Genomic DNA, 16126 nt, shown 5'->3' with positions numbered 1-16126 from the left:
TGAAGACTCTCGCACCCGTCGTTCCGTTCCCGGATCCCGGCACGCGTCCGGTGCGGAAAACGCGTGGCGTGCGTCACGGTCCGCGCACTAGGCTCCTGCGCTTCGGTGCCGGTCGGCTGAGGAGGTCTGTGGCGTGGGTTCGGGCCGGTTGTACGCGGCCGTCGCGGCAGGGGGGTTCAGACGGTACGCGACGTATCGGACGGCCACTGCGGCCGGGGTGTTCACGAACACCGTCTTCGGGGTGATCCTCGTCTACACCTACCTGGCGCTGTGGGACGTCAAGCCGGATCTGGGCGGTTACGACCGGGCGCAGGCGGTCACCTACGTGTGGCTGGGGCAGGCGATGTTCTCCACGCTGGCCATCCAGGGCGGTGGCGTGGAGCGGGAGTTGATGGACCGCATCCGCACGGGTGCGATCGCCGTCGACCTGTACCGGCCGGTCGATCTTCAACTGTGGTGGCTGGCGAGCGACATGGGGCGGGCGTTGTTCCAGTTGCTGGGGCGGGGGGTGGTGCCGTTCGTGTTCGGGGCGCTGTTCTTTCCGGTGGCGCTGCCGCGTGACGTCGGCACCTGGGCGGCGTTCGGTGTCGCGCTGGTGCTGGCGATGGCGGTCAGTTTCGGGATCCGCTACCTGGCGGCGCTGAGCGTGTTCTGGCTCCTGGACGGCATCGGCGTCGGGCAGGCCCTGATGGTGACGGGGGTGTTCTGCTCGGGGCTGACGCTGCCGTTGAACGTTTTCCCGGGCGGGCTCGGCGAGGTGGTCCGGGTGCTGCCGTGGGCGGCGCAGTTGCAGGTGCCGGCGGACGTGCTGATGGGGGAGACCGCGCCGCTGTCGGCGTTCGCCTTCCAGGCGGCGTGGGCGGTGGTGCTGCTGGCGGCGGGGCGGCTGGTGCAGTCGGCGGCGACGCGGCGGGTGGTGGTGCAGGGTGGGTGAGGTCTCGGGGGCGAGGAAGGCGGCCGGAGGCGTCGTGGCCGACGAGGCGGCGGGGCTGGGCGGTGCTCGCGGGGCGGCTTCCCGGGTGATCGACGGCCTGCGGGCCTACCGGCTGATCGCGGGTATGTGGATCCGCTCCACGATGACCTACCGCACGTCCTTCGCGCTGACGGTGGCGGGCAACCTGCTGCTGACCGGGATGGATTTCGTCGCGATCCTGCTGATGTTCTCCCGGGTGGACTCGCTGGCCGGCTGGACGCTGCCCGAGGTCGCCTTGCTGTACGGGCTGTCGGTGACGGCGTTCGGGATCGCCGACCTGCTGTTCGGCTCGGCGGAGGCGCTGGGCGCCCGGATGCGCGACGGCTCCTTCGACACGCTGCTGGTGCGGCCGGTTCCGGTGCTCGCCCAGGTCGGCGCGGACCGTTTCGCGCTGCGGCGGCTGGGCCGGATCACGCAGGGCGCGCTGGTGCTGGGGTGGGCGCTGGCCTCCGTCGACGTCGCCTGGAGCGCGGGGAAGGTGCTGCTGGTGCCGGTGACGGTGGCCAGCGGTGCGGCGGTGTTCGGCGCGGTGTTCGTGGCGGGCGCGGCGTTCCAGTTCGTGGCGCAGGACGCGGCGGAGGTGCAGAACGCGTTCACCTACGGCGGCACCACGCTGTTGCAGTATCCGCCGACGGTGTTCGGCCGGGACCTGGTGCGCGGGGTGACGTTCGTGCTGCCGCTCGCCTTCGTCAACTGGATCCCGGCGGCTCATGTGCTGGGGCGGCCGTATCCGCTGGGTCTGCCCGGGTGGACGGCGTTCGCTTCGCCGCTGGTGGCGGTGGTGTGCTGTGCGGTGGCGGGTCTCGCCTGGCGGGCCGGGCTGCGGTCCTATCGGAGTACGGGGAGTTGACGGTGGACGGTGCCCTGATCGAACTCGACGGCGTCGAGAAGGTCTTCGACGTGCGCAGGAAGACCGGTTTCCTGAAACGGGAGCGTCGGCGGGTGCGGGCGGTGGACGCGCTGTCGTTCACCGTGGCGCGCGGTGAGATGGTCGGCTACATCGGGCCGAACGGCGCGGGCAAGTCGACGACGATCAAGATGCTGACGGGCATTCTGACGCCGAGCGGCGGCCGGCTGCGGGTGGCGGGTCACGACCCGTCGCGGGAGCGGACCCGGCTCGCGCACCGGATCGGGGTGGTGTTCGGGCAGCGTACGACGCTGTGGTGGGACCTGCCGTTGATCGATTCCTACCGGTTGATGCACCGCATGTACCGCATCCCGGACGCCCGTTACCGGGAGAACCTGGACCGCTGTGTCGAACTGCTGGAGCTGGGCGGGCTGTTGGACGTGCCGGTGCGGCAGCTGTCGCTGGGACAGCGGATGCGCGGTGACATCGCGGCGGCGCTGCTGCACGATCCGGAGGTGCTGTACCTGGACGAGCCGACGATCGGCCTGGACGTGATCTCGAAGACCAAGGTGCGTGAGTTCCTGCGGGAGTTGAACGCCGAGCGCGGTACGACGGTGCTGCTGACCACGCACGACCTCCAGGACATCGAGCAGTTGTGCTCGCGGGTGATGGTCATCGACCACGGCCGTCTGGTGTACGACGGTCCGCTGGAGGGGCTGCACGAGGCGGGGGAGAGCGAACGGACCCTGGTGGTGGACCTGGAGCGGGAGCTGGCGCCGATCGAGGTGCCGGGCGCGCGGGTGGTGCGGGTGGAGGGGCCGCGGCAGTGGCTGGCGTTCCCGGCGGGGGAGTCGGCGGCGCCGCTGGTGGCGCGGATCGCGGCGGAGTGCCCGCTGGTGGACCTGTCGGTGCGGGAGCCGGACATCGAGGCCGTCATCGCGAAGATGTACGCCGGGAAGGCGGTCTCGTAGGCTGCTGTCATGACCGACGACGCAGTGCCGGATCTCCGCGCGTCCGACGCCGACCGTGAGCGGGTCGCCGAGGCTCTGCGGGACGCCCTCGCGGAGGGCCGCCTGGACATGACGGAGTTCGAGGAGCGCCTGGAGGCGACGTACCGGGCGCGGACGTACGGCGAACTCGCGCCGATCACCCGCGACCTGCCGGTGCCGGGCGTGACTCCGCCGGCCCCGGTCTCCTTCGCGAAGGACGGCGCCGGGAGCGGGGAGTGGGGCGGGCGGATCGTCGGCGGTGAGGGGTCGTCGACGTGGGCGGTGGCCGTGATGTCCGGTTTCCAGCGCAAGGGCCGCTGGACCGTGCCCCGGCGGTTCACCTGCTTCGCTTTCTGGGGCGGCGGCGAGCTCGACCTGCGCGAGGCGGACTTCGCCGACCGCGAGGTCGTGATCAACTGCGTCGCGATCATGGGCGGGGTGAATGTGATCGTGCCGCCCGGCGTCGAGGTGGTCGTGCGCGGGATCGGCTTCATGGGCGGGTTCGACCAGCGCGCGGAGGGCGAGCCCGGCCGCCCGGGGGCGCCGCGGGTGGTCGTGACCGGCTTCGCCTTCTGGGGCGGTGTGGGCGTGGAGCGCAAGCCGACCCGGGCGGAGCGACGCCGGCTGGAGGAGGAGCGCCGCCGGGAGCGGCTGGAGCGCGAGCGGCGGGGGTCCCTGCCGGAGGGGCGGGACGAGGAGATCGAGGAGATCGAGGAGTACGGGGCCCACCGGCGGATGCTGGAGGAGCACCACCGGATGCTCGACGCGCACCGCGAGCGTCGGCAGGAGCAGCGTGAGGAGCGTCGGGAGCAGCGTGAGGAGCGTCGGGAGCGGCGCCGCTTCGACGACCGCTGACCTTCGCTGACCGCCACCGGTCTCCCGGTACCCGGCCGCGCGCTACAGCTCGGCCGGCGCCGACCCGCTGAGGTCCTTCAGGTCGAAGACCTCCGCCATCCGGGCGTATCCCTTGTCGCTGGGGTGGAGGTGGTCGCCGGAGTCGTAGTCCGAGCGCAGCCTGCGCGGGTCGTACGGGTCGCGGAGCGCCTTGTCGAAGTCGACGACGGCGTCGTAGATCCGGCCGGCCCGGATCTCGGCGTTGACCTGCTGCCGTACCCCTTCGCGTGCGGGGTTGTAGCCGCGGTGGCCCTGGAAGGGCATCAGGGTGGCGCCGACGACCTTGATGCCGCGGGCGTGGGCCTGGCGGACCAGGGTGCGCAGGCCGTCGAGGATCTCGTCGGGGTCGGCGAGCCGGGGGTTGCGCAGGATGTCGTTGACGCCGAGGTCGATGACGACGACCTTGACGTTGGTCCGCGCCAGCGCGTCGCGGGAGAAGCGGAGCAGGCCGCTCTGGTTGTCGGCGGGGCGGCCCAGCCCGCTCGCCAGGATCTGGTTGCCGCTGATGCCCTCGTTGACGACGCTGTAGCGCGGCACGTTCCGGCCGGAGGCGTGCGCGGTGCGCAGCCGCCCGGACAGCACGTCCGGCCAGCGGTGGTTGGCGCCCTCGGTGGAGGTGATGCCGTCGGTGAGGGAGTCGCCGAAGGCGACGAGCGTGCCGTCCGACTCGTTGCTCAGCACGTCCAGCGCGGTCAGGTAGCGCCAGTACGCCACCTGTTCGGTGTACGCCGTTCCGGTGACGTCCTCGGTGGCGTCCCCGTCGGCGACGTAGGAGATCTGGCGGGCGTGCGGGTGGTAGGTGACCGGGCCGGAGGGGGTGGGCGAGTAGGTGGTGACCAGGACGTCGCTGTCGTGCGGGACGGCGACGCGGACGGCGTCGCTGAGCACCTGGCGGCCGGGCGGGACGACGACCGCGGTGCTGCCGTTGAAGGTCAGCCGCCGCATGGTGCGGGCCGTCGCGGCCGCGGTGCCGTCGCCGGCGGCCACGGCGATCGAGGCGTGCGTGATCGTCAGCGGCGACTGGCCGTAGAGGTTGGACAGGGTGATGCGGGCGCTGGTGCCGCCCACGGAGACGTGGACGACGTTGCGCACCGAGCGGCCGGCCAGGCCTTCGGTCTCGGTGCCGGGCTCGGCGCCGGCCGGTGAGGCGGCCCAGGCGCCGACCCACATGCCGGTGGAGGCGGGGGCGGCGGAGTTGTGCGGGCGGCTGCCCTTGGCCGGCGTGCCGTCGGCGGTGGCGGTGCCGTCGTCGGCCGCGACACCGACGTAGAGGGCCGTGGCCAGGCCCACGATCAGGGCGATGATCGCGGAAAGCAGGGCATAACCGTGACGCCTGGTCATGCGGTGCGCGTCTCCTCGGGAGCGTGGGAGCCCGAGGCTCCGAAATGATCACCCCAATGATGAGGCATGGGATGAGGGGTAGTTGAAGTGGACCCCCCATTGGGCCGCCGGAGTTCTCCGTGAATTCCCCCTCCGGACAGACGCCGGGAACTTCGGTTCCGTTCCAGGAGTCGGTCAGGAAGGGACAATGTGTGCGAGGGATCACGAACGGGTGGACCTGGTGGAGCGGGGGACCTGGTGGAGCGGGTGGAACGGGTGGAACGGGTGCAACGTATGGAACCCACTGAACCGGACGACGCGACGGACGACGCGGTACGGCACGCCCGCCCGGACGCCGCCGGCCGGACCGTCCCCCCTGCGGCCGTACGCGCGATGACGACCTTCAGCGCCGCCGACGTGGAGAAGCAGCGCGGCGTGCGCCGGATGAAGCTCACCGCGACCGGCATGCTGCTGTTCGTCGCGCTCGTGTACGTCCTCGCCAAGTGGGCGGAGAACGCGGGCGCCGGCGCCTGGGCGGGCTACGTCGCCGCCGCCACCGAGGCCGGCATGGTCGGCGCGCTCGCCGACTGGTTCGCCGTCACCGCGCTGTTCCGCCGTCCCCTCGGCCTGCCCATCCCGCACACCGCGATCATCCCCACCAAGAAGGACCAGCTCGGCGTCTCCCTCGGCGAGTTCGTCGGCGAGAACTTCCTCTCCCAGGACGTCGTACGGCAGCGGCTGCGCGCCGTCGGCATCGCAGCCCGGCTCGGCCGCTGGCTGTCCGAGCCCGAGCACGCCGACCGGGTCACCGCCGAGCTGTCGGCCGCGCTGCGGGGGGCGCTGACGGTCCTGCGCGACTCCGACGTGCAGGCCGTGGTCGGCGAGGCGATCACCCGCCGCGCCGAGGCCCAGGAGATCGCGCCCGGCATAGGGAAGATGCTGGAGAAGGTCGTCGCCGACGGCGGCCACAAACGGGTCGTCGACCTGGTCGTCGGGCGGGCGCACGACTGGCTGGTGCTGCACCGCGAGAACGTGATGGACGCCGTGCAGGGCGGCGCGCCCGGCTGGACCCCGAGGTTCGTCGACAAACGGGTCGGCGAGCGCGTCTACAAGGAACTGCTGCGCTTCGTCACCGAGATGCGCGACATGCCCTCCCACCCGGCCCGCGGCGCCCTCGACCGCTTCCTCACCGACTTCGCCTCCGACCTCCAGTCCGACACCGACACCCGGGCGCGCGTGGAGCGGCTCAAGGGCGAGGTGCTGGGCCGCGGCGAGGTCCAGGACCTGATCGCCTCCGCCTGGACCGCCGTACGCTCCATGATCGTGTCGGCGGCCGAGGACGAGCGCAGCGAACTGCGGCTGCGCGTGCGGGCGTCGCTGCTGTCGCTGGGCGCCCGGATGGCGGCCGAGGCCAAGCTGCAGGGCAAGATCGACGGCTGGGTGGAGGGCGCCGCGGTGTACGTCGTGGCGACCTACCGCACGGAGATCACCCTGCTCATCACGGACACGGTGGCGAGCTGGGACGCCGAGCACACCACCAAGAAGATCGAGGCGCACATCGGCCGCGACCTGCAGTTCATCCGCATCAACGGCACGGTGGTCGGCTCGCTGGCCGGCCTGCTGATCTACACGGTGTCGCGGGCGCTGGGGGCGTAACCGCGCCGGCCGGGGGCACCCGATCCGGGTTCCACTCGCTGAGGAGGGAGCCCATGACCACCGCGCAGGCCGGGACCGGCCGCACCATCACCACCGACATACCCGCTCGCCTGGACCGCCTCCCCTGGTCACGCTGGCACTGGACCATCGTGATCGGGCTCGGCACCGTCTGGATCCTCGACGGCCTGGAGGTCACGGTCGTCGGCAACATCGCCGGCCGGCTCTCCGAGCCCGGCAGCGGGCTGCCGATCACCTCCGGCGAGGTCACCGGTCTCGCGGCCGCGCTCTATGTCGCCGGCGCCTGTTCCGGCGCCCTGTTCTGGGGACGGCTGACCGACCGCTTCGGCCGCAAAAAACTCTTCATGATCACGCTGGCCGTCTATCTGGCGGCCACCGCTCTGACCGCGGTCTCCTTCGAGACCTGGTGGTTCTTCGCCTTCCGCTTCCTGACCGGCTTCGGTATCGGAGGCGAGTACGCGGCCATCAACTCCGCGATCGACGAGCTGATCCCGGCCCACTACCGCGGCCGCGTGGACCTCGCCATCAACGGCAGCTTCTGGATCGGCGCGGTCTTCGGCTCCCTGCTGTCGATCCTCGTACTGAACGAGAGCATCCTGCCCGCGAACGTGGGCTGGCGGGTCACCTTCGCGCTCGGCGCGGTCCTCGCCCTGGTGATCCTGCTGGTACGGCGGCACGTCCCGGAAAGCCCGCGCTGGCTGCTGATCCACGGCCGCGACGACGAGGCCGAGGAGATCGTCACCTCCATCGAACGCCAGGTCCAGGACGGCCGCGGCGCACCGCTGCCCGAGCCCGCCGGCGAGATCACCATCCACCAGCGCCGCAGCGTCACCTTCCTGGAGATCGCCCGCACCGTCTTCGCCGACTACCGCAAGCGCTCGGTCCTCGGCTTCTCCCTCTTCATCGGCCAGGCGTTCCTCTACAACGCGATCACCTTCGGCTTCGGCGCGATCCTCACCAAGTTCTACGACGTCCCCGCCGACCGCACCGGCTACTACTTCGCGGTCATCGCCGTCGGCAACTTCTTCGGCCCGCTGCTGCTCGGCAGGCTCTTCGACACCGTCGGCCGCCGGGTGATGATCTCCGGTACGTACCTGCTCTCCGGCCTGCTGCTGTTCGTCACGGCGTGGCTGTTCGGCCAGGGTTCGCTGAGCGCGGCCACCCTGACGGTGTGCTGGTGCGTGGTGCTGTTCTTCGCCTCGGCCGGCGCCTCCAGCGCCTACCTGACGGTCTCCGAGGTCTTCCCCATGGAGACCCGCGCGATGTCCATCGCCTTCTTCTACGCCCTCGGCACGGCCGCCGGCGGCATCAGCGGCCCGCTGCTGTTCGCCGACCTCACCGGCACCGGCAAGATCGGCGACACGGTGCTCGCCTTCCAGATCGGCGCGACCCTGATGTGCCTGGCCGGCCTGGTGGCGGCGGCCCTCGCGGTCCGCGCGGAACGCCGCTCCCTGGAGGACATCGCCCAGCCGCTGACCGCGGTGGCGGCCCCGGCGGTCGCCCGCACCGGCCCGGAACCGGGGACGGCCACGGCGTGACCCTGGCCGCTGTGCGGAGCCTGATCGGGACCGCGGGGACGCAGACGCCGTCCGCGCGGTCCCGGACAGGGTGCAGGGGGCGTGCGGGTGCCCTCCCGGCAGTGACGCCTCCCCCGTCGGGGACTCCGCGGTTTCAGCCCCTGCGGTCGGCGACCGCCCACGAGGCGAGGGCCACGGCGCCCGCGACACCGAACACGGCGGGCCAGGCGCCCACCTTCTTGGCCAGCGGGTGGGAGCCCACGAAGGCGGCGACGTACGCCGCCGACAGCGCCCCCGCGGCCTTCCCGCCGGCCCGCTGCCGCCACTGCTGCGCGGCGGCGGCCCCCGCGGCGGCCAGCACGGCCCCGCCCAGCGGGCGCCTGCCGGTCCAGCGGGCCACGCCGTAGCCGCCGACGAGTCCGCTCGCGGCGATCACCGCACCGGGAACCTTGGCCATGGCCATTGTCTGCCTCCTGCCGCTGATGCCACTTCGTCTGAATGAGCTTCGTCTGATGAGCTTCGTCTGATGTGCTTCGTCTGATGAGCCCGAGGCTAACTCCAGCAACTTCGAACGCCCCGAACCTGAGTCTGAAGTTGTCAAGTTTCCTCTCGCGGGCTATATAAGAAGTCGTAGGGCATCGCACTGAGAGCGCGCACCTGAGGAGAGGAGTGACCAGTGATGCTCATGCGTACGGACCCGTTCCGTGAACTCGACCGAGTGGCGCAGCAGGTCTTCGGCTCGACCGCCCGCCCCGCCGCGATGGTGATGGAGGCCTACCGGGCCGGCGACGACTTCATCGTCCACTTCGACCTTCCCGGCATCGACCCCGAGTCGATCGAGCTGGACGTCGAACGCAACGTGCTGAACGTCCGCGCCGAGCGCAAGTCCCCCGCGCCGGAGGGCGCGGAGCTGATCGTCGCCGAACGCCCCACGGGTTCCTTCACCCGCCAGCTGTTCCTCGGCGACACGCTCGACACCGAACGCATCGACGCCTCGTACGAGGCCGGCGTCCTGACGCTGCGCATCCCCGTGGCCGAACAGGCCAAGCCCCGCCGCATCCAGATCACGGGCGGCAGCGACCGCCCCAGGCAGATCAGCGGCTGACCCGCACCCGCGACAGCAAGAGACCGCGACACGACGAAACCGCGACACGACGAAACCGCGACACGACGAAACCGCGACACGACGAAACCGCGACACGACGAAACCGCGACACGACGAAACCGCGACACGACGAAACCGCGACACGACGAAACCGCGACACGACGAAACCGCGACACGACGAAACCGCGACACGACGAAACCGCGACAAGCGTCCCGCAGGCAGCGCGTCCGCCTGCGGGACGCGGCGCACCCCTGCGTGAACCCGGAGGAGGAGCCCGCACATGACGGCGACGACGGTACCGAGCGTGACGGTGCCGCTGACGACCACCATCTCGACGACCGCCCCGAAGGCCACCCCGAAGACGACGCTGCCGAGCCCACGGCCCGCACCCGCATCGCTTCCCGCACCCGGGTCGGCATCCGGCCCGAGACCCGAATGGGACGACCTGGTGGAGGGGGTGCGGGAGGCAGGCCAGTACACCACCCGGGCGGAGGCGGAACGAGTCACCCGTATCGTCCTGTCGGCCCTCGGCGGACATGTGGTCGGCGACGAACGGGTCGACCTCGCCCGCGCCCTGCCCGAGGAGGCGGCCCGCGCGGTCGCCTCCCAGATCCCGGCCACACGCCCGCTGACGGCCCAGGAGTTCGTCGACGCGGTGGCGGACCGCATCGAGTCAGCCACCCCCGCCACGGCCCGCTGGGACGTCAGCTCGGTCCTGGGCGTCCTGTCGAAACTGGTCGGCGATGACCTGCTCGACCGCATCCTGAGCCAACTGCCCCAGGGCTACGCCCTGTTGTTCGGCCGCGCGGAGCTGGGCCCGCCGGCGTAGGCGTCGATGAGGCCGAAGACGGCCTCCGGCTGCTCGATGTGCGGAAGGTGGCCCGCCTTCGGGACGGTCTCCAGCCGGCCGTCGCCGAAGGCGGCCGCGTACGCGGCCCCGTAGGCGGGCGTGACGATCCGGTCGCTCTCGCCCCACACCAGCAGGGCGGGCCGCCGCACCCGCGCCAGCCGCCGCAGCAGCTTCGGGTCGTGCATGTACGGCTCCCCGGCCAGGATCCGCACCGTGGCCATGTTGCCCTGGCGGCGGGCGAGTTCCTCGGCGGGCAGACCGGCGGGGTCGGTGTAGTACCGGTCGGGCTCGTGCCAGGAGTGCTCGGCGGCGGCGCGCGGGTCGAGCGCGAAGATGTCGGCGACCGGCTCGGACTCGACGTACACGCCCACGGCGTTGATCAGCACCAGCCCGCCGACGGTGCCGGCCAGGTCGCGTACGGCCATCTCGGCGGCGATCCAGCCACCGAGCGAGGAGCCGACCACGAGGACCTCGGTGAGCCCGCGGTCGTGCAGCAGGTGCAGGTAGGCGAGGGCGAGATCGTCGACACCGGTGCACCAGTCGGGGCGCGGGTTGCCGTCCCAGCCCGGGTGCACGGGGGTGAGGGTCCGGCGGCCGGTGCCGGAGAGGTGCCGGGCGAGTCCGGCTACGGTGGCCGGCCCGCCGCCGCCGTGCAGGACGAGCACGGGCGGCCCGTCCTCGGGGCCGTCCTCGGAGAGGCGCAGCGGAAGATCGTCGTACACGCGGCAGATCTGTTCGGCAGGCATGCGCAACACTGTAACTAAGCATGCTTATATAAGCTAGCTTAGTTTCTTGTTACCCTGGCCCTCATGCACGTCGACCAGCGACTTCAACTCCTCGGCCGGGCGGTCAAGCAGGCCCAGTACCGCCAGCACCGGGCGCTGGACGGCGCGCTGGCCACGGTCGGCACGACCCTCGCCCAGTGGGACGCCCTGCGCGCGATCGCCCGCACCCCGGGCGCGTCGGCCCGCGAACTGGCGCCGGCCACCTTCCAGACCGAGCAGGCCTTCGGCACCCTGGTGGGCCGCCTGGTCGCCCAGGGCCTGGTCGAACGCCGCCCGGACCGAGGCCGCCGCCTCGCCCACCACCTCACCCCGGAGGGCGAGCGCACCCTGGACGCGGGCCACCGAGTGGCTGACGCCGTCCTGGCGGAATGCTTCGCGCCGCTGGGGGAGGAGGAGCGGGGGGTTCTGCTGGGGTTGCTGGAACGGCTGAACAGCGGCGAGGAGTAGGCGAGAGCCCTGGGGTCCTACAGGTTTTGGTGTCGGGTCTCCCGCATATGCTGCAAGAAGAACCGCCAGGCGTCGCTACCGACGGTGATCGCGGACTTCTCCGTGCTCTTCGAGTCGCGTACCAGAGCGCTGTCATCGCCCAGCGCGCACTCGACGCACTCCCCTCCCGCGCCATTGCTGTACGAGGATCTGAACCAGACCGGACGGCCGGTGCCCCTGGGTGCTGTAGAACTCACCTTGCGTACTCCTTCAAGATCGACTCGACCAATAGTGCCGAGCGCTGAGGACTCAGAGCCGCTGCCCGCAGGCCGTCGAATGCCTTGGTGTACTCACGGACATGATGCTCGCCTTCCAAGTACACGGCATCGGTGATGCCGTCTCGATAGACCAGATCGGGATCTTCCGGGGCGGGAAATCCAAGCATGGTGAACGTCCCTGTTGCTGGATAGGTCCCTGAGTCGAAGGGGAGGACCTGCAAGGTCACGGTCGGCAGCCCGGCCGACTCCAGGACGCGCTCGAGTTGCTCCCGCATCAGACTGCGGTCCCCGATGACATTGCGAAGAGCACCCTCATTCACGACGAACCATGCATCAGGCGCATCAGGACGAGTCAGCATGGCCTGGCGCTCCATCCGTACATGTACGGCTCTCTCGATGTCCGCGGCGGTCATGTGAGCGCCCGACCTGTGGAGTTCGCCGGCATAGGCTTCCGTCTGCATGAGGCCGGGGATCACCTCGCACTGATACTGACGCACCGTCGAAGCGTCCTGTTCCAGGCCGATGTAAATGTTGAACCACTCGGGGATACCGGCTCCGTGCACCTGCCACCAGCCGCGTGTCTTGGCCTCCCGGGCCAACGACTTCAGAAACTCGCGCAGTTCCTCGCTGGTGCCGTAGAACCGGCACAGGGCCTCGATGTCGGACGGCTGGACCCGGCCGCTTCCCGTCTCCATGCGGTTGACCTTGGAGCCGCTCCAGTCCAGGGCCTCACCGACCTGTGCGCAGGTGAGCGCGCTCTGCTCCCGGAGCTTCTTCAACTCGAACGAAAGACGGCGACGGCGTGCCGTCGGTGATCCGGCCATTTCAACCCCGTTTCGGATAGCGGGCGTTCAGTCTGCCGCCAAGGGGTGTGCCTGCCAATCACTCAGAAGTGGGAATCTCGTCCTGCAAATTGCATGAAGGGATCCGCATCCCGCACTCTGATGCCGAAGCAACCCACCGTGATGACCGGTGACACTGGGTCGCTCACGGGTTTCGCCGCAACGAGAGGAGATTTCGTGGGCCGGGAAGCATGCGTGACACGCGAACCCTGGGACCTTCCCTTCACGGCCGAGGCGACGGAGGTGGCCGCCCTGCGTCGGGTCATGCGCCTGCATCTGGGGATTTGGGGCCTGCACGAGATCACTGACGAAGCCCAGCTCTGCGTCAGCGAGTTGGCGTCCAACGTCATCACGCACGTCGGCCCCGGCACACCGGCCACGCTCGCAGTCTCGATGAGCGGAGTGCATCTGCGCATCGAGGTCCACGATCCCGATACGCGTGCCCAGCCCACGCTCTTGGACGTGAACGCCGACTCGGAGGGCGGACGAGGCATGGCTCTCGTCGACGCCCTCGCCGACCGCTGGGGCGTGCAGCTCCGCCCCGACGGGAAAGTCACCTGGTGCGAACTGGCAACGGGCCTCACATCGCCGAGCGGCCACGTCGCAGGCCCCGGCGTACAGCGGGCCGAGGCCCTGTTGGAGTTCTACTCAGGTACGAAACCGCCCCTCCGGCCCGGCCCGGGACGACTCGGGAGGACAGTGGCAGAGGAGTCGGTGATCACGGTCATCACGGACTTCCTTCACTGGCTTCGCGTGCACGGCTGCGACGTGGACGAGGCGTTGGATCGCGCTCAAATGCGTTACGACGCTGAACTGAACTGCTGAGACGAATGAATCGCTGCGCAGCTTGGGTGCCTGACGTAGGAAACCTCTGAGAAGTCCTCATGCATGGCCAGCAGAAGTGCATCGCGTCCCTGCCCTGAGTCGGCCCTGCACCGGCAACCCACGCCTCGTTGTCCCACCGTCGCTGTGCCATGGAACGGGACATTCACTCACGGTGGGGGAAAGGGGCCGTTGACGGCCGATGCAGTCGCCCGAACGACGTCGCCGCTGACGAGGGCATCCAGCTATGGCTTGTCCACCGGGATGCTCCTATGGCTGTCAAGCCGCTGGAGCCAGGTCGGTTGAGCGACTCGTTCGGTTGGTGTGCTGGTCAGGGCGTGGTAGACCTCGCGGGCCACGAATCGCTTGAGGCAGCGCATGATGTCCTTCTTGTTCAGCCCTTGCCTGGTGCGGCGTTCGACGTAGGCGCGGGTGCGTTCGTCGAAGCGCATGCGGGTGAGCACGATGGTGTGCAGGGCGTTGTTGGCGGCCCGGTCGCCGCCGCGGTTGAGGCGGTGGCGGTGGGTGCGTCCGGACGAGGCCGGGATCGGCGCGACCCCGGCCAAGTGCGCGAACGCGGCTTCCGAGCGCCTCCGTTCGGGGTTGTCTCCGGCCGTGGCCAGCAGCTGTCCGGCGGTCTCGGGGCCGACGCCGAACAGCTCCAGCAGTTTGGGTGCGGCCTGCTCGACCAGCGGGCCGATCTCAGCTCCAGCTCGGCGATATCCTCGTCGAGGTCCTGGTGGCGGCGTGCCAGCCGGCGAAGCGCCGCCCGGGTCGCGGCCAGAGGCCGGGACAGGTCGTCGCCGGGCCGCAGCCGGGCCAGGGTGCGTATCAACGCGGCGCGGTCCAGGCCCGCGACCTGCTCGCGCAGCATCGCGGGGGCCGAGACGAGCAGGCCGCGGACCTCGTTCATCGCCTGGGTTCGGGCCTTGACAGCGCTGCGGCGCGCGATCCGTAGTACCCGCGTCGCCTCGACGATGCCGTCGCGGCTCTTGGGGATACTGGTGGCCCGGCTAAGTTGTTGGCTGGCCCGGGAGGGCTGGGAGTGACTGTCCGCGCCCTGCCATGGTGAAGACGTGAGCGAACTCGACCGACCAGAAGCCACGGTCAGCGATGACCAGGTCTCCGGAACCGCTGGAGCTGGGCCAGAGCGGGTAGGAGAGGCTGCATTCGCCGTCGCGGTAGCCGCCGAGGCGGGTACCGCGGACTCCGTGCGTTCATGACGACGTACACGACCAGCCGCGCCGGCAGGAGGCAGCGCCGCCGCTCGGTCCGGTCGTGCTTGGCTGCCGCCGCGTCGACCAGCTCAGCGGTGAACACCTTCGACAGGATCCCGATCCGTACCCGCTGGTCCGCACCCCACCCCGTCACACGCGGGGCAACTACCTACGCGGCTCAGAAGCAACTGCTTTGGTCGTTGATGGCCCCCGGGCGGCATCAACGCTCGGCTGAGTCAGTCACGGAGGTAGGCGTGAATTGCTGCCGCTATAGCCTTCCCCAATGGAATGGGTACCGCATTCCCGATCTGGGTGGCAATTTCTGTCTTCGTGCCACACCAGCGATACTCCATAGGGAACCCTTGGATGCGAGCGGCCTCGAAATGAGTAATGGGGCGATCTTCTGATGGGTGAAGGTAGCGTCCCTTCTCGGGCTTGAAGAACTCGGTACGGATGGTCACCGATGGTTCACCGAGACGGAGTCTGCCCATGACGTCACCGGTTCCGGAGTTGTGCTTGTCCCAACTGGTGGTCGAGAGATAGTCGACGGGTGTCCTCACGCCGGGAGGTTTCGGTGTGTCGAAGTACTTGAATTCACCGAATTCATCTTGGGTGTACCACACGCCGCTGAGGTGCTTACGGTTCCCGCCGGCAGGGATGGCGCCATATCGGGCCAGAGAGAGCGTCTCCGGGTTACGGCCGAAGTGAAGGTTTTCAGTGCTGAATATCCCGGGAAGCTCGGTCTTCAACTCCGGCACGAAGTCCTTGAGATCAGGAAGATTGCCGAGTGCGCGCTTGGAGGATTCACGGAAGATGTCGTCCACGGTTTCCCAGTACACAATTCCCGCGTCGACGCCGGTGATCGGTCGACTCGCCGGAGTGGTTCCGCTTTTCGGGCGGCGGAAGTGCGACTTGATGGGATATTTCATCGTGCGACCGTTTTCGGTGTCGCGGCGGACACCGATCACGATGGCTCTGCGGCGTGCCTGTGCGGCGCCGTAATCCGCAGCGTTCAGAAGATAGCGCTTGTTCTTTTCTTCCTCGGAGTCGGTGGGTTCATGGCCAGGGGGATCGACCAGTCGGTAATCGGCGAGCTTACCCCCCGTCTTCAACTCATTAAGCAGATTCTGGAATTCATCCGATTTAAGGAAGCGGTCCACATTTTCGATGACGAATACTTTCGGGCGAATTTCCGCCACGATTCGCACGTATTCTTCCCAGAGGCGGTTTCGCTCGCTGCCCTTTTTCGCGCGATTCAAGGCCGAGAACCCCTGACAGGGAGGGCCTCCGACGACGACGTCCGCGTGGAGAGCTTCCGGAGTCGGCTTCCAGGCTTCGATGTCTCCGACATGCACACGGGCCGCCGGCGCCCGCCTGTCCTTGCGAAGCTCCCCGAAGTTCACAGCGTACGTGGCCGCTGCGGCGCGATTGTGCTCGACGGCCGCGATGCTGTGAAAGACGGGCCCAGCACCATGCACCCCCGTGGGGCGGAACTCGTGGAACCCCTGAGTGAAGCCCCCGCAGCCGCTGAAGAGGTCGACGACAGTGATGGGTTCGGGGGTGGTGGAACGGGGCGTGAGCATAGG

General features: G+C 69.6%; 18 protein-coding genes. 10 read left to right on the top strand and 8 right to left on the bottom strand.

The window, feature by feature from the left end; all coding sequences use genetic code 11:
- Nucleotides 1-133 precede the first annotated feature (133 nt).
- The 4 genes from VKA29_RS05825 (at nucleotide 134) to VKA29_RS05810 (ending at nucleotide 3664) form a co-directional block, all read left to right on the top strand.
- Nucleotides 134-934: an ABC transporter permease gene (locus VKA29_RS05825; RefSeq protein ID WP_324784092.1), complete on the top strand. Its 801-nt coding sequence runs from the start codon at nucleotides 134-136 to the stop codon at nucleotides 932-934.
- Between the two features lie 124 nt (nucleotides 935-1058).
- Nucleotides 1059-1823, top strand: coding sequence for an ABC transporter permease (locus VKA29_RS05820; protein WP_324784217.1), 765 nt, complete (start codon nucleotides 1059-1061; stop codon nucleotides 1821-1823).
- Nucleotides 1781-2791: an ABC transporter ATP-binding protein gene (locus tag VKA29_RS05815; protein WP_420718446.1), complete on the top strand. Its 1011-nt coding sequence runs from the start codon at nucleotides 1781-1783 to the stop codon at nucleotides 2789-2791. Before VKA29_RS05820 ends, VKA29_RS05815 begins: the two co-directional genes overlap by 43 nt.
- Before the next feature lie 9 nt (nucleotides 2792-2800).
- The gene (locus tag VKA29_RS05810) at nucleotides 2801-3664 is read left to right on the top strand and encodes a DUF1707 SHOCT-like domain-containing protein (RefSeq protein ID WP_324784090.1); all 864 of its coding nucleotides are present in this window, start codon (nucleotides 2801-2803) and stop codon (nucleotides 3662-3664) included.
- Between the two features lie 42 nt (nucleotides 3665-3706).
- On the opposite strand, the gene VKA29_RS05805 is transcribed toward VKA29_RS05810, so the two are convergent.
- Nucleotides 3707-5044 carry an SGNH/GDSL hydrolase family protein gene (locus VKA29_RS05805; RefSeq protein WP_324784089.1) on the bottom strand — a complete coding sequence of 446 codons (1338 nt, stop codon included), beginning with the start codon at nucleotides 5042-5044 and terminating at the stop codon, nucleotides 3707-3709.
- Nucleotides 5045-5317: 273 nt separating this feature from the next.
- On the opposite strand from VKA29_RS05805, the gene VKA29_RS05800 reads away from it, so the two are divergent.
- Complete coding sequence (locus VKA29_RS05800; RefSeq protein ID WP_324784088.1) at nucleotides 5318-6679, top strand: DUF445 domain-containing protein; 1362 nt, start codon at nucleotides 5318-5320, stop codon at nucleotides 6677-6679.
- A 53-nt stretch (nucleotides 6680-6732) separates the two neighbouring features.
- Nucleotides 6733-8235 (top strand): MFS transporter, encoded by a 1503-nt coding sequence (locus tag VKA29_RS05795; protein WP_324784087.1) that lies wholly within the window; start codon nucleotides 6733-6735, stop codon nucleotides 8233-8235.
- A gap of 133 nt (nucleotides 8236-8368) precedes the next feature.
- Here the strand turns inward: VKA29_RS05795 and VKA29_RS05790 are convergent, their stop codons facing one another.
- Entirely contained in the window at nucleotides 8369-8671 is a 303-nt protein-coding gene (locus tag VKA29_RS05790; RefSeq protein ID WP_324784086.1) for a hypothetical protein, read from the bottom strand.
- A 222-nt stretch (nucleotides 8672-8893) separates the two neighbouring features.
- Here VKA29_RS05790 and VKA29_RS05785 point away from each other — a divergent pair, with 222 nt between their 5' ends.
- Nucleotides 8894-9319 carry an Hsp20/alpha crystallin family protein gene (locus VKA29_RS05785; RefSeq protein WP_324784085.1) on the top strand — a complete coding sequence of 142 codons (426 nt, stop codon included), beginning with the start codon at nucleotides 8894-8896 and terminating at the stop codon, nucleotides 9317-9319.
- 281 nt (nucleotides 9320-9600) lie between these two features.
- Nucleotides 9601-10149 (top strand): DUF2267 domain-containing protein, encoded by a 549-nt coding sequence (locus VKA29_RS05780; RefSeq protein ID WP_324784084.1) that lies wholly within the window; start codon nucleotides 9601-9603, stop codon nucleotides 10147-10149.
- Here the strand turns inward: VKA29_RS05780 and VKA29_RS05775 are convergent.
- On the bottom strand, nucleotides 10104-10916 hold the full coding sequence (locus tag VKA29_RS05775; RefSeq protein WP_324784083.1) for an alpha/beta hydrolase: 813 nt from the start codon (nucleotides 10914-10916) through the stop codon (nucleotides 10104-10106). The two genes, VKA29_RS05780 and VKA29_RS05775, sit on opposite strands and share 46 nt — an antisense overlap.
- Before the next feature lie 63 nt (nucleotides 10917-10979).
- Here VKA29_RS05775 and VKA29_RS05770 point away from each other — a divergent pair, with 63 nt between their 5' ends.
- A complete protein-coding gene (locus VKA29_RS05770) occupies nucleotides 10980-11402 on the top strand; it encodes a MarR family winged helix-turn-helix transcriptional regulator (protein ID WP_324784082.1) in 423 nt (140 codons plus the stop codon).
- A gap of 17 nt (nucleotides 11403-11419) precedes the next feature.
- Here VKA29_RS05770 and VKA29_RS05765 read toward each other — a convergent pair whose 3' ends face one another.
- Together VKA29_RS05765 and VKA29_RS05760 are read right to left on the bottom strand one after the other, a co-directional pair.
- Nucleotides 11420-11638: a DUF397 domain-containing protein gene (locus VKA29_RS05765; protein WP_324784081.1), complete on the bottom strand. Its 219-nt coding sequence runs from the start codon at nucleotides 11636-11638 to the stop codon at nucleotides 11420-11422.
- Nucleotides 11635-12483: a helix-turn-helix transcriptional regulator gene (locus VKA29_RS05760; protein ID WP_324784080.1), complete on the bottom strand. Its 849-nt coding sequence runs from the start codon at nucleotides 12481-12483 to the stop codon at nucleotides 11635-11637. The genes VKA29_RS05765 and VKA29_RS05760 overlap by 4 nt, the downstream gene beginning before the upstream one ends.
- Before the next feature lie 213 nt (nucleotides 12484-12696).
- On the opposite strand from VKA29_RS05760, the gene VKA29_RS05755 reads away from it, so the two are divergent.
- Nucleotides 12697-13326: an ATP-binding protein gene (locus VKA29_RS05755; RefSeq protein WP_324784079.1), complete on the top strand. Its 630-nt coding sequence runs from the start codon at nucleotides 12697-12699 to the stop codon at nucleotides 13324-13326.
- A 242-nt stretch (nucleotides 13327-13568) separates the two neighbouring features.
- Here the strand turns inward: VKA29_RS05755 and VKA29_RS05750 are convergent, their stop codons facing one another.
- From VKA29_RS05750 to VKA29_RS05745, 3 genes are all read right to left on the bottom strand, one after another.
- Nucleotides 13569-13946, bottom strand: coding sequence for an IS110 family transposase (locus VKA29_RS05750; RefSeq protein ID WP_324784216.1), 378 nt, complete (start codon nucleotides 13944-13946; stop codon nucleotides 13569-13571).
- 484 nt (nucleotides 13947-14430) lie between these two features.
- On the bottom strand, nucleotides 14431-14694 hold the full coding sequence (locus tag VKA29_RS36915) for a transposase domain-containing protein (protein ID WP_420718441.1): 264 nt from the start codon (nucleotides 14692-14694) through the stop codon (nucleotides 14431-14433).
- A gap of 82 nt (nucleotides 14695-14776) precedes the next feature.
- On the bottom strand, nucleotides 14777-16123 hold the full coding sequence (locus VKA29_RS05745; RefSeq protein WP_324784078.1) for a DNA cytosine methyltransferase: 1347 nt from the start codon (nucleotides 16121-16123) through the stop codon (nucleotides 14777-14779).
- Nucleotides 16124-16126 lie beyond the last annotated feature (3 nt).

It is taken from the genome of Streptomyces sp. H51 (assembly GCF_035656535.1).
GTDB lineage: Bacteria > Actinomycetota > Actinomycetes > Streptomycetales > Streptomycetaceae > Streptomyces.
This window is presented reverse-complemented; position numbering and strand designations above follow the sequence as displayed.